Consider the following 16,601-nt stretch of genomic DNA (forward strand, 5'->3'; position numbering starts at 1 on the left):
GCCCTACCTCTCCGTTCGAGCCCCTATCCGGGCCGACGATGCGTTGCCGCCGCGTAAAGCGCAATGGCGGCGGCGTTGGACACGTTCAGGCTTTCCATGCGCGGGCTGATCGGCAGGCGGGCGATGATGTCGCAATGCGCCATGGTGTTCTGGCGCATCCCGTCGCCCTCCGCCCCCAGCACCAGCGCGACCTTTTCCGTGCCGAGCGCGGCATCGAGCGTGGTTTCGGTTTCCCCGGCCAGGCCGATGCGCCAATAGCCCGCCTCGCTAATCTCATCCAGCGCGCGGGACAGGTTGACCACGCGGACCCAGGGAATGAACTCCAGCGCCCCCGATGCCGCGCGCGCGACCGTTCCCGATTCGGGCGGCGAATGCCGGTCCTGCGTCACGATGCACAGCGCATCGAACGCGGCGGCGGAGCGCAGGATCGCGCCGACATTGTGGGGATCGGTCACCTGATCCAGCATCAGGATCGGGCGATTGTCCCGCTCCCCCTGACCCAGCACTTCGCTGAGCCACAGATCCTCCAGCGGATCGACCTCTGCCACCAGCCCCTGATGCGGGGCATCGGACGGCACCAGCCGGGCCAGATCGGCGACATCGGCATAGGTGATCGGCAGCACGGGCGGCAGATCGAGCGCGGACAGCGCCTCGCGCGTCCCCCACAGCTTTCGCACGGTGCGTTCGGGATTGGCGAGCGCAGCCAGCACGGCATGACGGCCCCAGAAACGGGGTCGGCCGGCCGGGGCCTGAGAGGGGCGATGTCCGCGTCGTGCCATGATATCGTTCTTTCCTGCGCGCCTGTAACCGATGATCCCGCCTGCTATGCCCCCCGCCAGCCACGCGCAAGCCATTGCCCGGCCGGGACACGCGGGGCGTTGACACGAGGGGCAGGGGACGGCAAAGGCTCGCGCTCGCTTCGGCGGCTGGCCCGGAAGGGTGGCCGAGTGGTTAAAGGCAGCAGACTGTAAATCTGCCCGGGTTTCCCGTACACTGGTTCGAATCCAGTCCCTTCCACCATCGCCGCCGCCGAAGCGATACCCCGTCATCGCAGCCAGCATTTCATGAATGTCCGCAGATGGACCGGTGGCGGACCGGCAATGCGGTGAGCCCGGCGTTCAATAAAAAAGAATCCCGGCGCGCATCCTTCCTCCAATCGCACTCGTATCTTGGATCGCCGTGCCACTGAACGGTCCGGGCGCCAGCGCCCTGACCGATGGTGGCCCGGCCAAATGGGGAGAAGCCGTTCGCCCGGGGCCTTGAGCTTTCGTGCGTATCATCGGCCGGACTGGGACGCATACCGCCGGCCTCGCGCTATGTAGCGCGCGTTCCCCGGCGGTGGGGAGAAGCAATCATGCGATATTTGAAATTGGGTGCTGGGATCGGTGCAATGCTGATCGCCGCGCCACTGGCGTTCATGGCGGCCGAACAGTTCAGTCCGGCGGCCGATCACCTGGATCCACCGACACGAACGGACTCCACCCTTGATGCCACGCCCGATCGTGCCGCCGACATCGCCGATCTCTATGCCTGGCATACCGATACCTCCGTCATCCTGGCACTGACATTCTCGGGGCCTCAGGCGACGACCCTTCCCGCGACCTTCGATCGCGATGTGCTCTATACGATCAACCTGTCCAATGACGGATCGCGGACGACCGCGAACATCCCGATCCGTGTCCGGTTCGGCGAGGATACGAGCCGCGCGGGCAACCAGTTCGGGGTCAGCGTCTCCGGGCTGCCGGGCGTGACAGGGGGTGCCATTTCCGGTCCGGTCGAAACCGATCTGACCCGCGACGGCGTTACGGTGCGCGCGGGTCTGTTCGACGATCCGTTCTTCTTCGACCTTCAGGGGTTCCGGACGACCCGGATGACCGGCACCCTGAGCTTCGACCGCAATCGCGACTTTTTCGCGGGCCAGAACCTGACGGCGGTCGTCATCGAAATCCCCCGCAGTCGCATCGCGAATGGCAGTAATCCGGTCGACGTCTGGGCGACGACCGCACGTTTCGGAGGGCAGCTGTGATGCGCGCATTCACTCACAAACTGATGCTGGCGACGGCATTGGGCAGCATCGGCGTTCTGTCGGCATGCGATCATGAAGATTCGCCCGGGCAGGTGATGACCCCGCCGCCGGCCCCCACGCCGACGCCAACGCCGGTCCCCACGCCAACCCCGTCGCCGACCCCTGCGCCGACATCGTTCAACGTCCAGCCCTGTCTGGACCAGATGATCCCCGGTACCGGTACGACCGTCGCGGGCGCGGTGGTGCCGGATACGCTGACGCTCAATCTGGCCGCCGCATCGGGCTTTCCGAACGGCCGCCGGCTCGCCGATCCGGTGATCGACGTCACCTTGAACGTCATCTTCCTGAACCTGGCGGCCAATGGCCCGGGCACGCTTGCCGGCGTCCCGGTCAATCCGCCCGCCAACGACCAGCCGTTCCGGGCCAGCTTCCCCTATCTGGCAGCGGCACAGGGCACGCCCCCTGCCGCCGATACCAGCGGAACGACGTTCAACTTCCGTACGGACGACGCTTCAGCGTTCGTCAGGGTCGATCGCATGGGGATGCCGGCGGTGGCGACCGCGCTGATCGGCACCAACCGGAAGAACGCGTATAACGACGCCAACCCATCCGACGATGCAGCCGGCACATTCGTGCCCGACCTTGGCGGCGAGCTGACGACGTTGACCAATGCGCTGGCCGACGACCTGATCGGGCTTGGGCTTACCCCCTGTGCTCGTCCGTCCTAACTGACCGGGCCCGGTGCGGCGTTCATTCGCCGGACCGGGCTCTCCCAGCGGGAGAACCAGCGACATGAGCATGTCTGTGAGGCTCGCTGATGGTGGCCGGCTGAATCGGGTTGCGGTGATGCTGGTTCTGGCCGGGGCGCTGGTCGCACTGGCCGCGCGCTTGTTTTCGGCCGACCCGACGCCCGAATGGCCGCCGGCTGCGGCCAGCTATGGCCCGGCCACTTATGCCGACGCACTGCGGATGCAGGACGCGCAGGTGCAGCTTGGCGCAGAACGGGTCGCTCGTACCCCCGACGCGTGGGCCGCTCAGGAAAGTCTGGCGCGCGCGTTGATGGCGCGGGCACGGCTGACGGGCGGGCATGACGACCTGGTGCGCGCCGGGAAGGCGCTGGCACAGGCGCGCGAAAGCGCTCCGGCCGGTGCGGGGCCGATCCTGACCCAATCGGCCTATTCGCTGCTGATCCATGATCTGTCCGCTGCGGCAAGCGCATCCGCGCAAGTGGCCAACTTCGCCGTCCCCGCGGCGGATGCGGAACGTGCCGAAGCAGCTGCAATCGCCGGCGACGTCGCCTTTTACCGCGGCGATTATGCTGCGGCATCGCGCGCCTATGCCGCAATCGCGGCCGGGCGGCCGGATGCCGCCACGGCATTCCGCATGGCCGTCTGGCAGCGCAAGATGGGCAACCCGTCCGCCGCAGAACAGCTGCTGCGCGACGCGGCGCGGCGGCACTCCGGCCGGACGCCGCAATTCCTGGCGACGATGGAACTGGCGATCGGCGCGACGCTGCTCGATCGCGGCGAATGGTCCACGGCAAGCGCTGCCTTTGACCGGGCGGCAGAGGTTCTTCCCGGCTATTGGCTCGCCGATGCGCATCGGGCGCAAATGATGGCGGTTGCGGGCGACGTGGCCGGTGCCGAGCGCGTCTATCGTGCGATCCTGGCCCGCAACCCGCAGCCTGCAGTGATGGATGCGCTGGCGTCCCTGTACCGCAGCCAGGGAAGAATTGCGGAGATGCAGGCGCTGGCGGCGCGTGCTGGCCGGATATGGGCAGAGCGGCTGGCAACGCTGCCGGATGCGACGCGCGCGCACATGATCGAGCATCTGCTGGTATTCGGCGATCGTCGACGCGCGCTGGCGCTTGCCCGCGACGACTATCAGGCCCGGCCTTACGGCGAAACCGCAACGCTGCTGGCGGCCGCCTTGCTTGCCAACGCCCGAGCAAGCGAGGCCGATCGTATCCTGACCGACCTTGTTGCCACCGGCTGGCGAACGGCCCAGGCGAACGCCCTGCTCGCACAGGCTCGCACGATGCGGGGCGATAGCGCCGGTGCAGCCGAGGCGCGCGCGGCGGCGCTGGCGATCAATCCCCGTGCGGTCGATGCAGCAGCATCGCTCATCTGGTTCGGACATCACTGATGCCCGCGCTTCGCCGTGCGATCTCGCTCCTGGTCCTGGCGATTGCGATCTGCGGGGGTCAGGTGAGCCTGTGGGCGCACCTGACGCCCAATTCCGAGGTCCGGCTTGCCTTCGAGCGAGATCAGGTGCGGGCCACCGTCATCATCCCGCTGGGCGATTACGCGCTGGCGACCGGCAATCCGGTGACGAACGATTCGGCGTCGATCGCGCGCGCCCGCGCCTATCTCGCGCAACATATCGCGGTGCGCGGTGAGGATGGAACGCCCTGGTCATTGCGTGTCGATTCAGCACAATTTGTCCAGGTCGCCGGGCCGCCGGATCTTCGCGCGACCTTGCACCTGATACCGCCCGATCGAAAGCTGCCCGAACAAATGACCTTGGCGTGGTCGGCGATCGTCGATGCCGTGCCGGGCCATTTCGCCATGGTGATCGCGGAACCGGGCGCCAGCGATCGCTTGCTGGGTGCTCAGGCGCGGGTGCTGGGCACCGTCAATGCCGAGCGGCGGCTGCTGCAGATCCGACCGGCCGCGCCCAGCAGGCTTAGCGCCTTTGTCGACGCGTTCAATTTGGGGGCGCATCACATCGCCATCGGTCACGACCATCTGCTGTTTCTGATCATGCTGCTGGTGCCGGCCCCATTGATCGCGGCGAACGGTCGGTGGCGCGAGGTCCGGCCGGTTCGGCGTACCCTTGCGATCCTTGTCGGCACGGTGACCGCATTCACCATCGGCCACAGCCTGACCCTGGTCGGGGCGACCTTCTGGGGTTGGCGGCTGCCTGCCCAGCCGATCGAAGTGCTGATCGCGCTGTCGATCCTGATTTCCGCGATCCACGTCGCGCGGCCGCTGTTTCCCGGGCGCGAAGCGTGGGTCGCCATGGGGTTCGGCCTAATCCACGGCCTGGCTTTTGCCACGATCGTCCAGGATTACGACCTCGACCGCCTGGGAACTGCATCAGCGATCCTGGGCTTCAATCTCGGGATCGAAGCGGTCCAGCTGCTGGTCGTGTCGGTGCTGATGCCATCCCTGATCCTGCTCGCGCGGACACGACATTATGGGCATTTTCGGCTTGCCGCCGCCGCGATCGGCGCCATGGCCGCAACTATCTGGATCCACCAGCGCCTTGCCGGGACGAGCAATCCGGTTGCCGAGGTTTTGGACCAGGCCTTTGCGTTGGGGCCGTTCGCAATCGCGGTGTTAACGGTGGTCGCCCTGGTGCTTCGAAAGCGCGAACCCGCTCGTTCAGGACAGGAGAGAGGGCGGTGAACCGCAAGATTGGATTAGTCATCGGCACCATGCTGTGTGGTGCAGGCCTGCCCGCGCATGGCCAGGAACGTGAGCCGCCCGTCGAAGTACCTGATCCAACGCCCGGCGACATCATCGTGTACGGGCGGGCGATCGAACAGATCGGGACGGCGCGGTCGGCCAGCGAAGGCGTTGTCGGTTATCGCGACTTTGCCGACCGTCCGTTGTCGCGGGTGGGCGAACTGGTCGAAAACATACCCGGCGTCATCGCAACCCAGCACAGCGGGACCGGCAAGGCCAACCAGTATTTCCTGCGCGGGTTCAACTTGGATCACGGGACCGATTTTGCCGCCTATGTCGACGGCGTTCCGGTGAACATGCGAAGCCATGGCCATGGCCAGGGCTATCTCGACCTGAATTTCCTGATCCCCGAACTTGTCCAGCGGATCGATTATCGAAAAGGCCCCTATTTCGCCGACGATGGCGACTTCTCGGCAGCCGGCAGCGCGCGATTCGTCACTGCCGATACCCTTGCCCCCTTTGCCGAGGTGACTGGGGGCAGCTTCGGCTATCTGCGCGGGCTGGCCGCAGGCAGCGGGCCGGTCGGCGGAGGCGATGTGCTGATCGGCGTGGAGGGCGTAACGACCAATGGCCCCTGGGCGCTCGACGAAGATCTGGCCAAGATAAACGGGTTCGCCAAGTTCACGAGCGGCGCGGGCCCGGATGCCACCCGGATCAGCGTGTCGGGCTATCACGCCAGCTGGACCTCGACGGACCAAGTTCCGGTGCGCGCCATCGAGAGCGGGCGCATCGATCGCTTCGGCTTCATCGATCCCGATCTGGGGGGGCGGACCACGCGGATCGCAGTCAGCGGAAGCGGGCGCGCAGGGGGCGTCGATTTAAGCGCCTATGCACTATACTATGATTTCGCGCTGACCTCGAACTTCACCTATTTCCTCGACGATCCCGTGAATGGCGATCAATTCCAACAACGCGACCGCCGCTGGGTGGCGGGTGGTGCCGCTCGACACCAATTTGCGGACCAAGTCAGCGCCGTTCCGGTCCGCTTTCAGATCGGTGCCGACTGGCGATACGACCATATCACGAATGTCGGGCTTTATCGCGCCACCGCTGGCGAAATCCGCGAGCCGGTGCGCGAAGACGGGATCGACCAGCTCTCCGCTGCGCTGTTTGCGTCTGCCGAGGTCAAGCTCGCACCTCGGCTGCGGCTGTCGCTGGGGCTGCGCGGCGATCTGTATCGTTACGACGTGGCAGCGTCGCTATCCGCCAATAGCGACGATGGCTGGGATGCGCTGGTAGCGCCGAAGCTCGCGCTGGCCTGGTCGCCGGTCGATACGGTGGAGCTGTACGCGAATTACGGAGAGGGCTTTCATTCCAACGACGCGCGCGGTGCGGCAATCCGGGTCGATCCGGTTACGGGCGATCCCGTCGATCGCGTGCCGCTGCTGGTCCGCGCGCGGGGTGCGGAGTTGGGCACGCGGATCGAGGTTGACCGCTTCACCTTGACCTTGGCCGCCTTTTACCTGGGCCTGGAATCGGAGCTGGTCTTTGTCGGGGATGGCGGCGCGACCGAGCCCAACCCGCCGTCGCGGCGGTTCGGCGGTGAAGCGGTGCTGTTCTGGCGTCCGGCGAACTGGCTGACCCTGGATGGATCCGCCGCTTACACCAACGCCCGGTTTCGTGCGGTTCCCTCTGGCCAGCGGGACATTCCGGGCGCGGTACCCACGGTCATTTCGGGTGGGGCCGCCATTCAACTTTCCGAGCAGTTCAGCGCCACGGCCCGGGTCCGCCATTTCGGCGGGGCGCCCCTGATCGAGGATGCGAGCGCCAAGTCCCGGTCGACGACGCTGGTGAACGTCGGTGGTTATTATCGGCTCGGGCGAGCGCGGCTTGGGCTGGAACTGCTCAATCTCTTCGACGCCCGTGATGCGGATGTCACCTATTTCTATGCCTCGCAGCTGCCTGGAGAAGCTGAACCCGTCGACGACATCCATCTCCACCCCGTCGAGCCTTTCACCGCGCGCATTTCGGCGCGGCTGTCGTTCTGATTTGCAAAGCCGATCCCGAAGGGCTTTTCCGGCTTATCTTGTCCGTGCCGCGCTCAGAGCGGTAGCTTCTCCGGCGGCGTCAAGCGGCGACCCCGCTATCATTTCCTGCGCGTCGCGCAGCGCAAGAGGCGCGCCGGAGTTCGCCTGGCGATAGTCGCCGCGGGTGCGACCGTTGCCGCCATAGAGGCGTTCAAGCTGCCAAACGTGACCGTCGCTGCAGGCAATGCCGCTGAATTCGGCACGTTCGAACGTGCGGCACAGCCGGCGTTCACCGTCGTAGAAGCTGACGCCGATCCGAACCGGAGCATCGGTCGATTGGGTCGATGCGAGCTGCGTGTCGAGCGCGCGGTCGAGCGGGCCGCGCGCGACGAGGCGGCTTTCCTCGAACGCAATTTGCTGACCGGTCTGCGGCGCCCACACCCATGGCGCCAGAATGACCCCGACCGCCAGGCTGGCTGCAACTGCGCTCAACCAGAATGCACGCTCGCGTGCCCTGGCGGGAGGCATGGCGCGGGGCGCGAATTGCGCTACGCGAGCGGCCGCTTCGATGCTGTGCACGGCAGCCGTCGGGACCGGCCCGGTCGGCGGATCAGCCATGGGTGACGGGATGATCGTGACGGATGGCGACGCGGTGCCGGCGCTGAACCCCGGCATGCGGATCGAGGATGCACGCGGCCGGCTGATCGGCAAGCTTCGCAGCGTGAACCGCGATTCTCAGGGTAATATCGAATCGATCGGGGTCGGCATGGGCGACCGTGTCCACATGCTGCCGGCGGACAACTTCACCCTCAGCGGCGATGTGCTCGTTTCCGCAATGGGGAAGGGCGAAGTGCGGAAGTCGGCGGTCGGCCAGTAAGCACAAGGGTCGGGACATTGCTTTGCCGATGTCCCGACCCTTCGTTTCGTGAAATCAGCCCATGTCCGAGGGCCGCCCAGCAATACCAAAGATTGCGGGGAGCCTGCCAGATTCAGGTGGACGGAGAAGTGGAGCGGGTAACGGGAATCGAACCCGTGTATTCAGCTTGGAAGGCTGCTGCACTACCATTGTGCTATACCCGCCCGGCCCCGATGGGCAGGCGCGCTGTCTAGCGGGCGTGGGCGGGCTAGGCAAGCGGATGCGAACGCGGATTGCGCAGCTACTGGCATTTGCGCCGCAGCGCTTCTAGATAGCCGCGAGCCATGGCCAAGATTCAGACCCCGCAGCGGATACGCGGCACCCAGGATATTTTCGGCGAGGAGCAGCGGCGCTTTGCCGCGGTGCTCGATGCGTTCGATCGCGTCCGCCGGCTTTATTGTTTTCAGCGGGTCGACATTCCGGTGTTCGAGAGCACGGCGGTCTTTGCCCGGTCGCTGGGCGAGACCACCGATGTGGTGTCGAAGGAGATGTACACGTTCGAGGATCGCGGCGGCGATTCGATCACGCTGCGCCCCGAATTCACCGCCGGGATCGCCCGCGCCTTCCTGACCGAGGGGTGGCAGCAATATGCGCCGCTGAAGCTGGCGACGAGCGGGCCGGTGTTCCGGTATGAGCGGCCGCAAAAGGGGCGGTTTCGCCAGTTCCACCAGATCGACGCCGAGGTGATCGGCGCGGCCGAGCCGATGGCGGATGTGGAATTGCTGGCGTTCGCGGATCAGCTTCTCAAGGAGCTGGGGATCAGCGACGGCGTGACGTTGCAGCTCAACACGCTGGGCGATGCGGCGACGCGCGATGCGTGGCGGGCGGCACTGGTCGAGCATTTTCAGAGCCACCGGGCGGACCTGTCCGAGGACAGCCTGGCGCGACTGGACAAGAATCCGCTGCGCATTCTGGATTCGAAGGACCCGCGCGATCGGCCGATTGCCGACTCGGCGCCGGATATCGACCAGTTTCTGACGGCTGAGGCAGCGGACTTTTTCGCCGCGGTGACCGGCGGGCTGGACGCGGCGGGGGTGGCGTGGACGCGCAATGCGCGGCTGGTGCGCGGGCTGGATTATTACCGGCATACCGCGTTCGAGTTTGTCACGGACCGGCTGGGCGCACAGGGCACCGTGCTGGCGGGCGGGCGCTATGACGGGCTGATCGAAAGCTTGGGCGGCAACCCCACGCCCGGCGTCGGGTGGGCGGCTGGCGTCGAGCGGCTGGCGATGCTGATCGCGGAGCCGGAGGTGGAGCAATTCGATATTGCCGTGATCCCGATGGGTGAGATCGCAGTTGCACCTTGCATAAGCGTTGTGACTGGTTTGCGGCGCGCCGGTCTCGTCGCTGACATGAGTTTTCGCGGAAACTTGAAGAGGCGGATGTCGAAAGCCTCTGAAGGCGGCGCGCGTTACGCGGTTCTTGTTGGCGAGGAAGAGGTCCGCTCGGGATACTACGCCATCAAGGATTTGGTGACGGGGCAGCAGGAAAAGCTGCTCGCTGCGCTCGTTCCTCAAACGCTGTGGGATTTGATTTGGGACGACGATGGGCTCAGCGGGGCTGAAGGCAGTGTTCCGTTGAGCGAGCGAATGCCCCAGAAACAGGGTATTTTCTGGGTGCTACCCTCCGGCAAGATTGTCGATCCACTGTGACGTTCGTATTTTTTCGTCGTCCCGGCCTTGAGCTGGGACCAGGCTTCTTCGTGACGGCTCAAGGCAGCCTTGCCCCGGATCAAGTCCGGGGCGACGAGGATTTGGGCGCGAGAGCATGAACCGCATTCCAGTCACGATCCTCCCCTGCGAGGGGAGGTGGCAGCGCATCGCGCTGACGGAGGCGTGTTGCCCCCTCAATAGTGCGATACCCCTCCACCATTCGCTGGCGCGAATGGTACCCCTCCCCTTGCAGGGGAGGATCGAAGGGTGACCCGCATTCCGGCGGATCGCATCCGCGCGATCGAGGCGCGGCGGGATGAATTGTCGGCGATGATGGCGACGGGCGACCTGCCCGGCGACCGGTTCGTGGCCGTGTCCAAGGAATATGCTGAGCTGGAGCCGGTGGCCAATGCCGCCGCAGAGGTGCGCCGGTTGCGCCAGGAGGCGGAGTCGCTGGCGCATATGACGCGTGATGCCGACGACGAGTTGCGCCAGATGGCGTCGGAGGAACTGCACGACAACAAGACCGCGCTGGAGGCGGCCGAATTGCGGCTGGCCCTGTCGCTGCTGCCGCGCGACGTGGCGGACGAGCGGGCGGCGATGCTGGAAATCCGGGCAGGCACCGGCGGGGACGAGGCGGCGCTGTTCGCGGGCGACCTGATGCGGATGTATGAACGCTATGCCGCCAATCATGGCTGGCGGGTCGAGATCATCTCGGCCAGCGCGTCCGAGGCGGGCGGATACAAGGAAGTCGTCGCCAGCGTGGCGGGGCAGGGGGTGTTCGCGCGGCTGAAGTTCGAAAGCGGTGTCCACCGGGTGCAGCGCGTGCCGACCACCGAAAGCGGCGGGCGCATCCACACCAGCGCCGCGACGGTCGCCGTCCTGCCCGAGGCGCAGGAAGTGGACGTGCAGATCGAGGACAAGGATCTGCGCATCGACATCTACCGCGCATCCGGCGCGGGCGGGCAGCATGTGAACACCACCGACAGCGCGGTGCGACTGACGCATATCCCCACCGGCCTGGTCGTCATCCAGCAGGACGAACGGTCGCAGCACAAGAACAAGGCCAAGGCGATGCAGGTGCTGCGCACGCGCCTGTACGAGGCGGAGCGCGAGCGGTTGGCCAGCGAGCGGGCGGGCACGCGGAAATCCATGGTGGGATCGGGCGACCGGTCGGAGCGCATCCGCACCTATAATTTCCCGCAGGGGCGGGTGACGGATCACCGCATCAACCTGACGCTGCACCGGCTGCCCGAAATCCTGGAAGGCGAGATGGACGAGCTGATCGGGGCGCTGATCAGTGCGGACCAGGCGGACCGGCTGGCGGCGCTGGATGGCGCAGCCTAATCGCGCCGCGCTGGCGGCCGCGACGATGCGGCTGGCGGCGGTGAGCGATACCCCCAGGCTCGATGCCGAACTCCTGATGGCGCACGCGCTGGGCGTGTCGCGTTCGGACCTGTTGCTGCGTCATCTGGATGCGCCGGAGCCGGAGGGATTCGACGCGCTGATCGAGCGGCGGCTGGCGCTGGAGCCGGTGGCGTATATTGTCGGCAGCCGCGATTTCTGGACGATCACCCTGTCGGTCGGGCCGGGCGCGTTGATCCCACGGGGGGACAGCGAAACGCTGATCGAGGCGGCGGTCGATCATTTCGCCGGGACTGCCGGGCCGCGCCGGGTGCTCGATCTGGGCACCGGGCCGGGGACGCTATTGCTGGCGGCGCTGGCGGAATGGCCGGGGGCGAGCGGGCTGGGCGTGGATGTGAGCGAGGCGGCGCTTGGTTATGCCCGTGCCAATGGCGAACGGATCGCGCCCGCCCGCGCCGCATGGCGGCTGGGCGACTGGACGACGGGACTGGACGAACGGTTCGACCTGATCCTGTGCAATCCACCCTATATTGCCGTGGACGATCCCGATGTCGGGGACGGGGTGCGGGCGCACGAGCCGCCGGGCGCGCTATTTGCCGGGACGGACGGGCTGGCGGCGTATCGTCGCATCCTGCCCGATCTGCCGCGATTGTTGATGCCCGGGGGGTGCGCGGTACTGGAAATCGGCTGGCGACAGGGGGAGGCTGTGGCCGCCCTGGCCATGGCAGCGGGACTGGCGGTCACTCTGGCGCGCGACCTGGCCGGGCGGGACCGCGCCATCGTCGCCCGGTAGCGGCGCGGCGGCGCAACAGTTTTCGCTTGGAGAACGGCCGATCAGCCGCTAACACGGGCTCCGGGGAAACCTTGTTCAGCCAACGTGTTGAAATCAGGGCATTGCCCATTCCAGTCATGAATGCTGCCCTTGTCCGGTGGCCATGGCGCGCGGAACGCGCGGCGCACACCGCCGCCGGTTCGCGGGGTTAGGACCACTCCGGGATCGGGTTTGGATCGGCGGACTTTTTAGACAGGACCGACATATCTTGATGAACAATCGTCAGGCCGGCCGCCGTCGCGGCCGTGGTGGCCAGCGCCCGAACGGGGGCGGATCGAACCAGGGCAATGGCAGCCGGATCGACAACCGCGCGCGCGGCAATGCTGCGCAGCTGCTGGAAAAATACAAGAACCTGGCCCGCGATGCGCAGATGCAGGGCGACCGGGTGAACACCGAATATTATCTGCAGTTCGCCGATCATTATTTCCGCGTGCTCAACGAGAACCGGTCGCGGTTCGAGGAGCAGAATCGTCGCCACAGCCAGGATGGCCAGGACGAGGACGGCGACGAGGACGGCTTTGAGCTGGACGGCGAAGAGGGCGAGATCGACGCCGCCGATTCCCGGCCGCAGCGCCGCGAACAGCGCCCGGACCGGGAGCAGCGCGCGGATCGCCAGCAGCGTGAAGAGCGCCGCCCACGCGGCGACGATCGTCAGCGCGGCGAGCAGCGCGGTGGCGGTCAGGTCCGCAGCGAAGCCGGTGCCGACGAGGCGCAGGGCGAGGCAGGCGAAGCCCAGGCCGAACAGGGCGAGGATCGCAGCCAGCGTCGCCGCACCCGCCGCCCCCGCGCCGAGTCCGCCGAAGCTGCCGGGACGGGCGATCAACCTGCCGCGATCGACAGCGCGGTATTGCCGCCGTCCATCGGCACCGCCGGTGCCCCGGCAGAACCCGATACGGGCGAGGAAGACGATGCAAAGCCCCGCCGCCGTGGCCGCAAGCCGCGTGCCGAAACGGCCGATGAGGGCGCGAACGCCGCCTGAACCGTTCAATCCCACCGAATACAGCAAGGCCCCGGTCGCCCGCCGGGGCCTTTTTTTCATGCGGCGGCCAACGCCCCGACGCATTTGCCCTTTCCGTCCACCGTCAAGGCGTTAGGCTGTCCCGACAAGGCGAACGGGAGAGGCCGGATGCGGACTGTTTGGATGGCGGCGTTTGGACTGGCGCCGGTGATCATACCCGGTGTCGCAGCGGCGCAGACCGAAGCACCAACCGCACAGGGCGATGTTTCCGTCACCATCTACAACAACAATGTCGCGCTGGTGCAGGACCGGCGGCAACTCAGCCTGACCGGTGGGGTCAATCGTCAGGAGTTCCCCGACGTGTCGGCGCAGATCCGGCCGGAAACGGTGACGCTGGGCGTGGACGGCGCGACCATCGTCGAACAGAATTTCGATTACGACCTGCTGACGCCGGACAAGCTGCTCGACAAGTCGGTCGGGCGGACGATAACCGTCGTGCGGCAGAATCCGGCGACGGGGGCGGAGACATCGGACAATGTTGAGGTGCTGGCCAATAATGGCGGCACGATCATCCGGTCGGGCGGGCGGATCGAGGTGCTGCCGGACACTGACCGCCGCCTGATCTTTCCCAGCCTGCCGCCCAATCTGCGCGCGCGGCCCACCCTGTCCGTCACGCTGGATGCCGAGCGGGCGGGTGCGCGCCCGGCGACGCTCGCCTATCTGACCGGCGGCCTGTCGTGGAAGGCGGATTATGTCGCGCTGTTCGATGAGGGCGCGGGCAAGATCGACGTGCAGGGCTGGATCACGCTCAGCAACAACAGCGGCACGACCTATTCCAACGCGCGCACGCTGCTGGTGGCGGGGGCAGTTGGGCAGGGCGGCAATCCGCGTGGGCAATACCAGCCCCCGCGTCCCCGCCAGGTGCCGGGCAATCAGCCGGGGATGGAAAGCGCCGACCGCGAACGCTTGGGCGATTTCTACCTCTATCCCATTACCGGCCGCACCACGATCGCCAATGCGCAGCAGAAGCAGGTGAGTTTTCTCGATGTATCCGGTGCGGATGCCAGCAAGGGCTATCTGTTCCGCAACGCCTGGCTGGGGCGGCAGGACGATCCGGTCAGTGCGGAGACGATCCTGCGCTTTTCGTCGATGAGCGGGGGTGGGGGCCTGGGCGATGCGCTGCCCGCCGGGACGATCCGCGTCTATATGCGCGATGCCAAGGGCGCGCCCCAGTTCATCGGCGAGAACCAGATCGGCCACCTGCCGATGGGCAGCCGGATTGCCATGAAGACGGGCGATGCGTTCGACGTGAAGGTGCAGCCGATCGTCGAGAAGCGCGAGAAGATCACCACCGACGAATGGGAGCGGAGCGTCCGGTTCCGCATCAACGACAGCCGGGATGGCGAGCGGATCGTGACTGTCGACCGGACGGTCGATCTGTGGCGCACGACAATGCGCTATGTCGTCACCAATGCGCGGCCCGCGCCGGTGACGGTGGAGGTCGTGCAGTCGGGCCTTGGCGGCTATTATGCCGATACCCGCGTGCCGAACGAGAGCATCAAGGGCGAGCAGCGGTCGCTGGACGAGCGGGCGTGGATGGTGCCGGTGCCCGCCAATGGCGAGACGGTGCTGACCGTTACCTTTGACACCCGCTATTGATCCGGCCGGGCGATGCGCCTGTTCCTGTTCCTTGTTCTAGCCCTTGGCTGCGCTCATGCTGAGCCTGTCGAAGCATTGTCCTTTCTTGAAACTGAGCAAGAGCAGCGCAGTGCTTCGACAAGCTCAGCACGAGCGGTTGAGGGGGCGGGGGTGGTCGTGTCCGAGCGGCCGGATACGGTCGCGGTCACCATCTATCGCGCGCCGGACCGGGATGCGGATGAGACGATCAATCGCGACTGGCTTCGGGGCTATGCGCTGATTACCGAGGAGCGGGTGGTGAATGTGCCCGCGGGCCGCGCGGTGATCCGGTTCGAGGGGGTGGCGAGCGGGATGCTGCCCGAAAGCGCGCTGGTGACCGGCCTTCCTTCCGGGGTGAGCGAGAAGAATCTGGACGCGGACCTGCTGTCCCCGCGCAGCCTGTTCGACCGGGCCTATGGCCGCCCGGTGACGCTCAGGCGGACCAACCGGGCAAGCGGCCAGGTGAGCGAGGAGCGGGCGATCATCCGTTCCGGCCAGGATGGCGCGGCGATCCTGCAGACGGCAAAGGGGTTCGAGGCGGTGACGTGCGGGCCGCTGGACGACGAGATCGTCTATGATTCGCTGCCCGCCGGCCTGTCGGCGCGGCCCACCCTGTCGGTGGAGACCAATGCGCCGCAGGGCGGGCAGGTGCGGCTGAAGCTCAGCTACCTCGCCTGGGGATTCGACTGGCAGGCCAATTACGTGGTGACGCTGGACCAGACGCGGGCAGGGCGGGCGGAACTGTTCGCCTGGGTGACGCTGGCCAGTCAGGATGTGACCAGTTTCGAGGGCGCGACGACCGCCGTAGTGGCGGGCGAGGTGAATCGGGAGGATGAGGCAGGCTATCCCGATGAGCCGGATGGCGAACTCTATCTGGAATGCTTTGCGGCGCCACCCCCTCCGCCGCCCCCGCCACCGCCGCCGCCGGCAATGATGGTCGATTCGATTATGGCCGAAGATATCGGTGCCATGCCGGAGATCACCGTGACTGGTGCGCTGCAGCGGGTACGCGGTGTTTCGGTCCAGGCCGTGCAGGAGGAGCTGGGCGACCTGAAGCTCTATCGGGTGCCGTTCCCGACTACGGTTGCCGCCAATGCTCAGAAGCAGGTGGCGATGCTGAACAAGCCCGGCGTGCCGGTGACGGTCGTGCACAAGACGGACATTTTTTCGGGCAATCCCGATGACGTGACCATCGAATTGCGTGCGATGAACAAGGCGAGCGAGGGGCTGGGCGTGCCGTTGCCCGCCGGACCGGTGGCACTGTTCGAGCCGGAGGGCGGGGAGCCGCTGCTGATCGGGGAATCCTCGCTGGCCGACAAGGCGGTCGGTGAGGAAGTGGAGATCGTGGTCGGCCGATCGAGCCAGGTGAGTGTGGAAGGAGAGGACCTGAAACAAGGTCGCCGCTGGATCGAGCATCAGGTGACCGTCAGTAATGCCAATCCCTGGCCGGTGCTGTTCGAAGGGCGCATGATCCTGAACGATGGCGAGCGCATCGAACGCGCTTCGGCTCGGCTGGGTCGGAAAGAGGGGCGACCGATCTGGACGCCGACGGTGCCCGCCAATGGCCGCGCGACACTGACCTATCGCGTGCGGCGTCCGCGCGACTGAACGCTCAATCCTCGCCCAGCACTTCCTTCGAAACCCGGTCCTCGACGCGCGCGTCGTGTCCGCTGCCGGAGGACAGGAAGACGAGCCCCATCAGCGCGGCGGTGAGCGCCATGGTGCCGAAAATGCCGAT

At 66.5% G+C, this 16,601-nt stretch carries 15 protein-coding genes and 2 tRNA genes (1 of these 17 running past the window's edge); 13 read left to right on the forward strand and 4 right to left on the reverse strand.

Features of this window, described 5'->3' with window-relative positions:
• Positions 1-23: 23 nt before the first annotated feature.
• Positions 24-779: a 23S rRNA (guanosine(2251)-2'-O)-methyltransferase RlmB gene (gene rlmB, locus ACPVPU_RS04475; protein ID WP_448659782.1), complete on the reverse strand. Its 756-nt coding sequence runs from the start codon at positions 777-779 to the stop codon at positions 24-26.
• Between the two features lie 154 nt (positions 780-933).
• Between rlmB and ACPVPU_RS04480 the strand changes: the two genes are divergently transcribed.
• The 6 genes from ACPVPU_RS04480 to ACPVPU_RS04505 all read left to right on the forward strand — a co-directional run bounded on the left by ACPVPU_RS04480 (position 934) and on the right by ACPVPU_RS04505 (position 7,484).
• Positions 934-1,020 (forward strand) — tRNA-Tyr (locus tag ACPVPU_RS04480).
• A 370-nt stretch (positions 1,021-1,390) separates the two neighbouring features.
• A complete protein-coding gene (locus ACPVPU_RS04485; RefSeq protein ID WP_448659783.1) occupies positions 1,391-2,026 on the forward strand; it encodes a DUF4331 family protein in 636 nt (211 codons plus the stop codon).
• On the forward strand, positions 2,026-2,754 hold the full coding sequence (locus ACPVPU_RS04490) for a DUF4331 family protein (RefSeq protein ID WP_448659784.1): 729 nt from the start codon (positions 2,026-2,028) through the stop codon (positions 2,752-2,754). Before ACPVPU_RS04485 ends, ACPVPU_RS04490 begins: the two co-directional genes overlap by 1 nt.
• A gap of 64 nt (positions 2,755-2,818) precedes the next feature.
• Positions 2,819-4,171 carry a hypothetical protein gene (locus ACPVPU_RS04495; protein WP_448659785.1) on the forward strand — a complete coding sequence of 451 codons (1,353 nt, stop codon included), beginning with the start codon at positions 2,819-2,821 and terminating at the stop codon, positions 4,169-4,171.
• Complete coding sequence (locus tag ACPVPU_RS04500) at positions 4,171-5,436, forward strand: HupE/UreJ family protein (protein WP_448659786.1); 1,266 nt, start codon at positions 4,171-4,173, stop codon at positions 5,434-5,436. The genes ACPVPU_RS04495 and ACPVPU_RS04500 overlap by 1 nt, the downstream gene beginning before the upstream one ends.
• Positions 5,433-7,484, forward strand: a complete 2,052-nt coding sequence (locus ACPVPU_RS04505) for a TonB-dependent receptor (protein WP_448659787.1) — start codon at positions 5,433-5,435, stop codon at positions 7,482-7,484. The genes ACPVPU_RS04500 and ACPVPU_RS04505 overlap by 4 nt, the downstream gene beginning before the upstream one ends.
• Before the next feature lie 33 nt (positions 7,485-7,517).
• Here ACPVPU_RS04505 and ACPVPU_RS04510 read toward each other — a convergent pair whose 3' ends face one another.
• Positions 7,518-8,081 carry an anti-sigma factor family protein gene (locus ACPVPU_RS04510; protein WP_448659788.1) on the reverse strand — a complete coding sequence of 188 codons (564 nt, stop codon included), beginning with the start codon at positions 8,079-8,081 and terminating at the stop codon, positions 7,518-7,520.
• Between the two features lie 10 nt (positions 8,082-8,091).
• Here ACPVPU_RS04510 and ACPVPU_RS04515 point away from each other — a divergent pair, with 10 nt between their 5' ends.
• Positions 8,092-8,340: a hypothetical protein gene (locus tag ACPVPU_RS04515; RefSeq protein ID WP_448659789.1), complete on the forward strand. Its 249-nt coding sequence runs from the start codon at positions 8,092-8,094 to the stop codon at positions 8,338-8,340.
• A 129-nt stretch (positions 8,341-8,469) separates the two neighbouring features.
• On the opposite strand, the gene ACPVPU_RS04520 is transcribed toward ACPVPU_RS04515, so the two are convergent.
• Positions 8,470-8,543: transfer RNA gene (locus ACPVPU_RS04520), tRNA-Gly, on the reverse strand.
• A 120-nt stretch (positions 8,544-8,663) separates the two neighbouring features.
• On the opposite strand from ACPVPU_RS04520, the gene hisS reads away from it, so the two are divergent.
• From hisS to ACPVPU_RS04550, 6 genes are all read left to right on the forward strand, one after another.
• Positions 8,664-10,031 carry a histidine--tRNA ligase gene (hisS, locus tag ACPVPU_RS04525; protein WP_448659790.1) on the forward strand — a complete coding sequence of 456 codons (1,368 nt, stop codon included), beginning with the start codon at positions 8,664-8,666 and terminating at the stop codon, positions 10,029-10,031.
• 267 nt (positions 10,032-10,298) lie between these two features.
• Positions 10,299-11,378 (forward strand): peptide chain release factor 1, encoded by a 1,080-nt coding sequence (prfA, locus tag ACPVPU_RS04530; protein WP_448659791.1) that lies wholly within the window; start codon positions 10,299-10,301, stop codon positions 11,376-11,378.
• Positions 11,365-12,189 carry a peptide chain release factor N(5)-glutamine methyltransferase gene (gene prmC, locus ACPVPU_RS04535; RefSeq protein ID WP_448659792.1) on the forward strand — a complete coding sequence of 275 codons (825 nt, stop codon included), beginning with the start codon at positions 11,365-11,367 and terminating at the stop codon, positions 12,187-12,189. The genes prfA and prmC overlap by 14 nt, the downstream gene beginning before the upstream one ends.
• Positions 12,190-12,439: 250 nt before the next feature.
• Complete coding sequence (locus ACPVPU_RS04540; RefSeq protein WP_448659793.1) at positions 12,440-13,207, forward strand: DUF4167 domain-containing protein; 768 nt, start codon at positions 12,440-12,442, stop codon at positions 13,205-13,207.
• Between the two features lie 147 nt (positions 13,208-13,354).
• Positions 13,355-14,845 carry a DUF4139 domain-containing protein gene (locus tag ACPVPU_RS04545; protein ID WP_448659794.1) on the forward strand — a complete coding sequence of 497 codons (1,491 nt, stop codon included), beginning with the start codon at positions 13,355-13,357 and terminating at the stop codon, positions 14,843-14,845.
• 156 nt (positions 14,846-15,001) lie between these two features.
• Complete coding sequence (locus ACPVPU_RS04550; RefSeq protein ID WP_448659795.1) at positions 15,002-16,471, forward strand: DUF4139 domain-containing protein; 1,470 nt, start codon at positions 15,002-15,004, stop codon at positions 16,469-16,471.
• A 4-nt stretch (positions 16,472-16,475) separates the two neighbouring features.
• Here ACPVPU_RS04550 and ACPVPU_RS04555 read toward each other — a convergent pair whose 3' ends face one another.
• Positions 16,476-16,601 carry the 3' portion of a hypothetical protein gene (locus ACPVPU_RS04555; RefSeq protein WP_448659796.1) on the reverse strand. Its footprint extends 177 nt past the window's final position, so 126 of the gene's 303 nt are visible here — the last part of the coding sequence; its start codon lies beyond the right edge, outside the window; the stop codon is at positions 16,476-16,478.

The sequence above is a fragment of the Sphingomonas paludis genome (assembly GCF_053502515.1).

Bases quoted from the DNA above. Each gene is read 5' to 3' on its own strand.
- hisS (WP_448659790.1), top strand. From the start codon at position 8,664: ATGGCCAAGATTCAGACCCCGCAGCGGATACGCGGCACCCAGGATATT.
- ACPVPU_RS04510 (WP_448659788.1), bottom strand. From the start codon at position 8,081: ATGGCTGATCCGCCGACCGGGCCGGTCCCGACGGCTGCCGTGCACAGC.
- ACPVPU_RS04500 (WP_448659786.1), top strand. From the start codon at position 4,171: ATGCCCGCGCTTCGCCGTGCGATCTCGCTCCTGGTCCTGGCGATTGCG.
- prmC (WP_448659792.1), top strand. From the start codon at position 11,365: ATGGCGCAGCCTAATCGCGCCGCGCTGGCGGCCGCGACGATGCGGCTG.
- ACPVPU_RS04540 (WP_448659793.1), top strand. From the start codon at position 12,440: ATGAACAATCGTCAGGCCGGCCGCCGTCGCGGCCGTGGTGGCCAGCGC.
- ACPVPU_RS04515 (WP_448659789.1), top strand. From the start codon at position 8,092: ATGATCGTGACGGATGGCGACGCGGTGCCGGCGCTGAACCCCGGCATG.
- ACPVPU_RS04490 (WP_448659784.1), top strand. From the start codon at position 2,026: ATGCGCGCATTCACTCACAAACTGATGCTGGCGACGGCATTGGGCAGC.
- ACPVPU_RS04495 (WP_448659785.1), top strand. From the start codon at position 2,819: ATGAGCATGTCTGTGAGGCTCGCTGATGGTGGCCGGCTGAATCGGGTT.
- rlmB (WP_448659782.1), bottom strand. From the start codon at position 779: ATGGCACGACGCGGACATCGCCCCTCTCAGGCCCCGGCCGGCCGACCC.
- ACPVPU_RS04485 (WP_448659783.1), top strand. From the start codon at position 1,391: ATGCTGATCGCCGCGCCACTGGCGTTCATGGCGGCCGAACAGTTCAGT.
- ACPVPU_RS04545 (WP_448659794.1), top strand. From the start codon at position 13,355: ATGCGGACTGTTTGGATGGCGGCGTTTGGACTGGCGCCGGTGATCATA.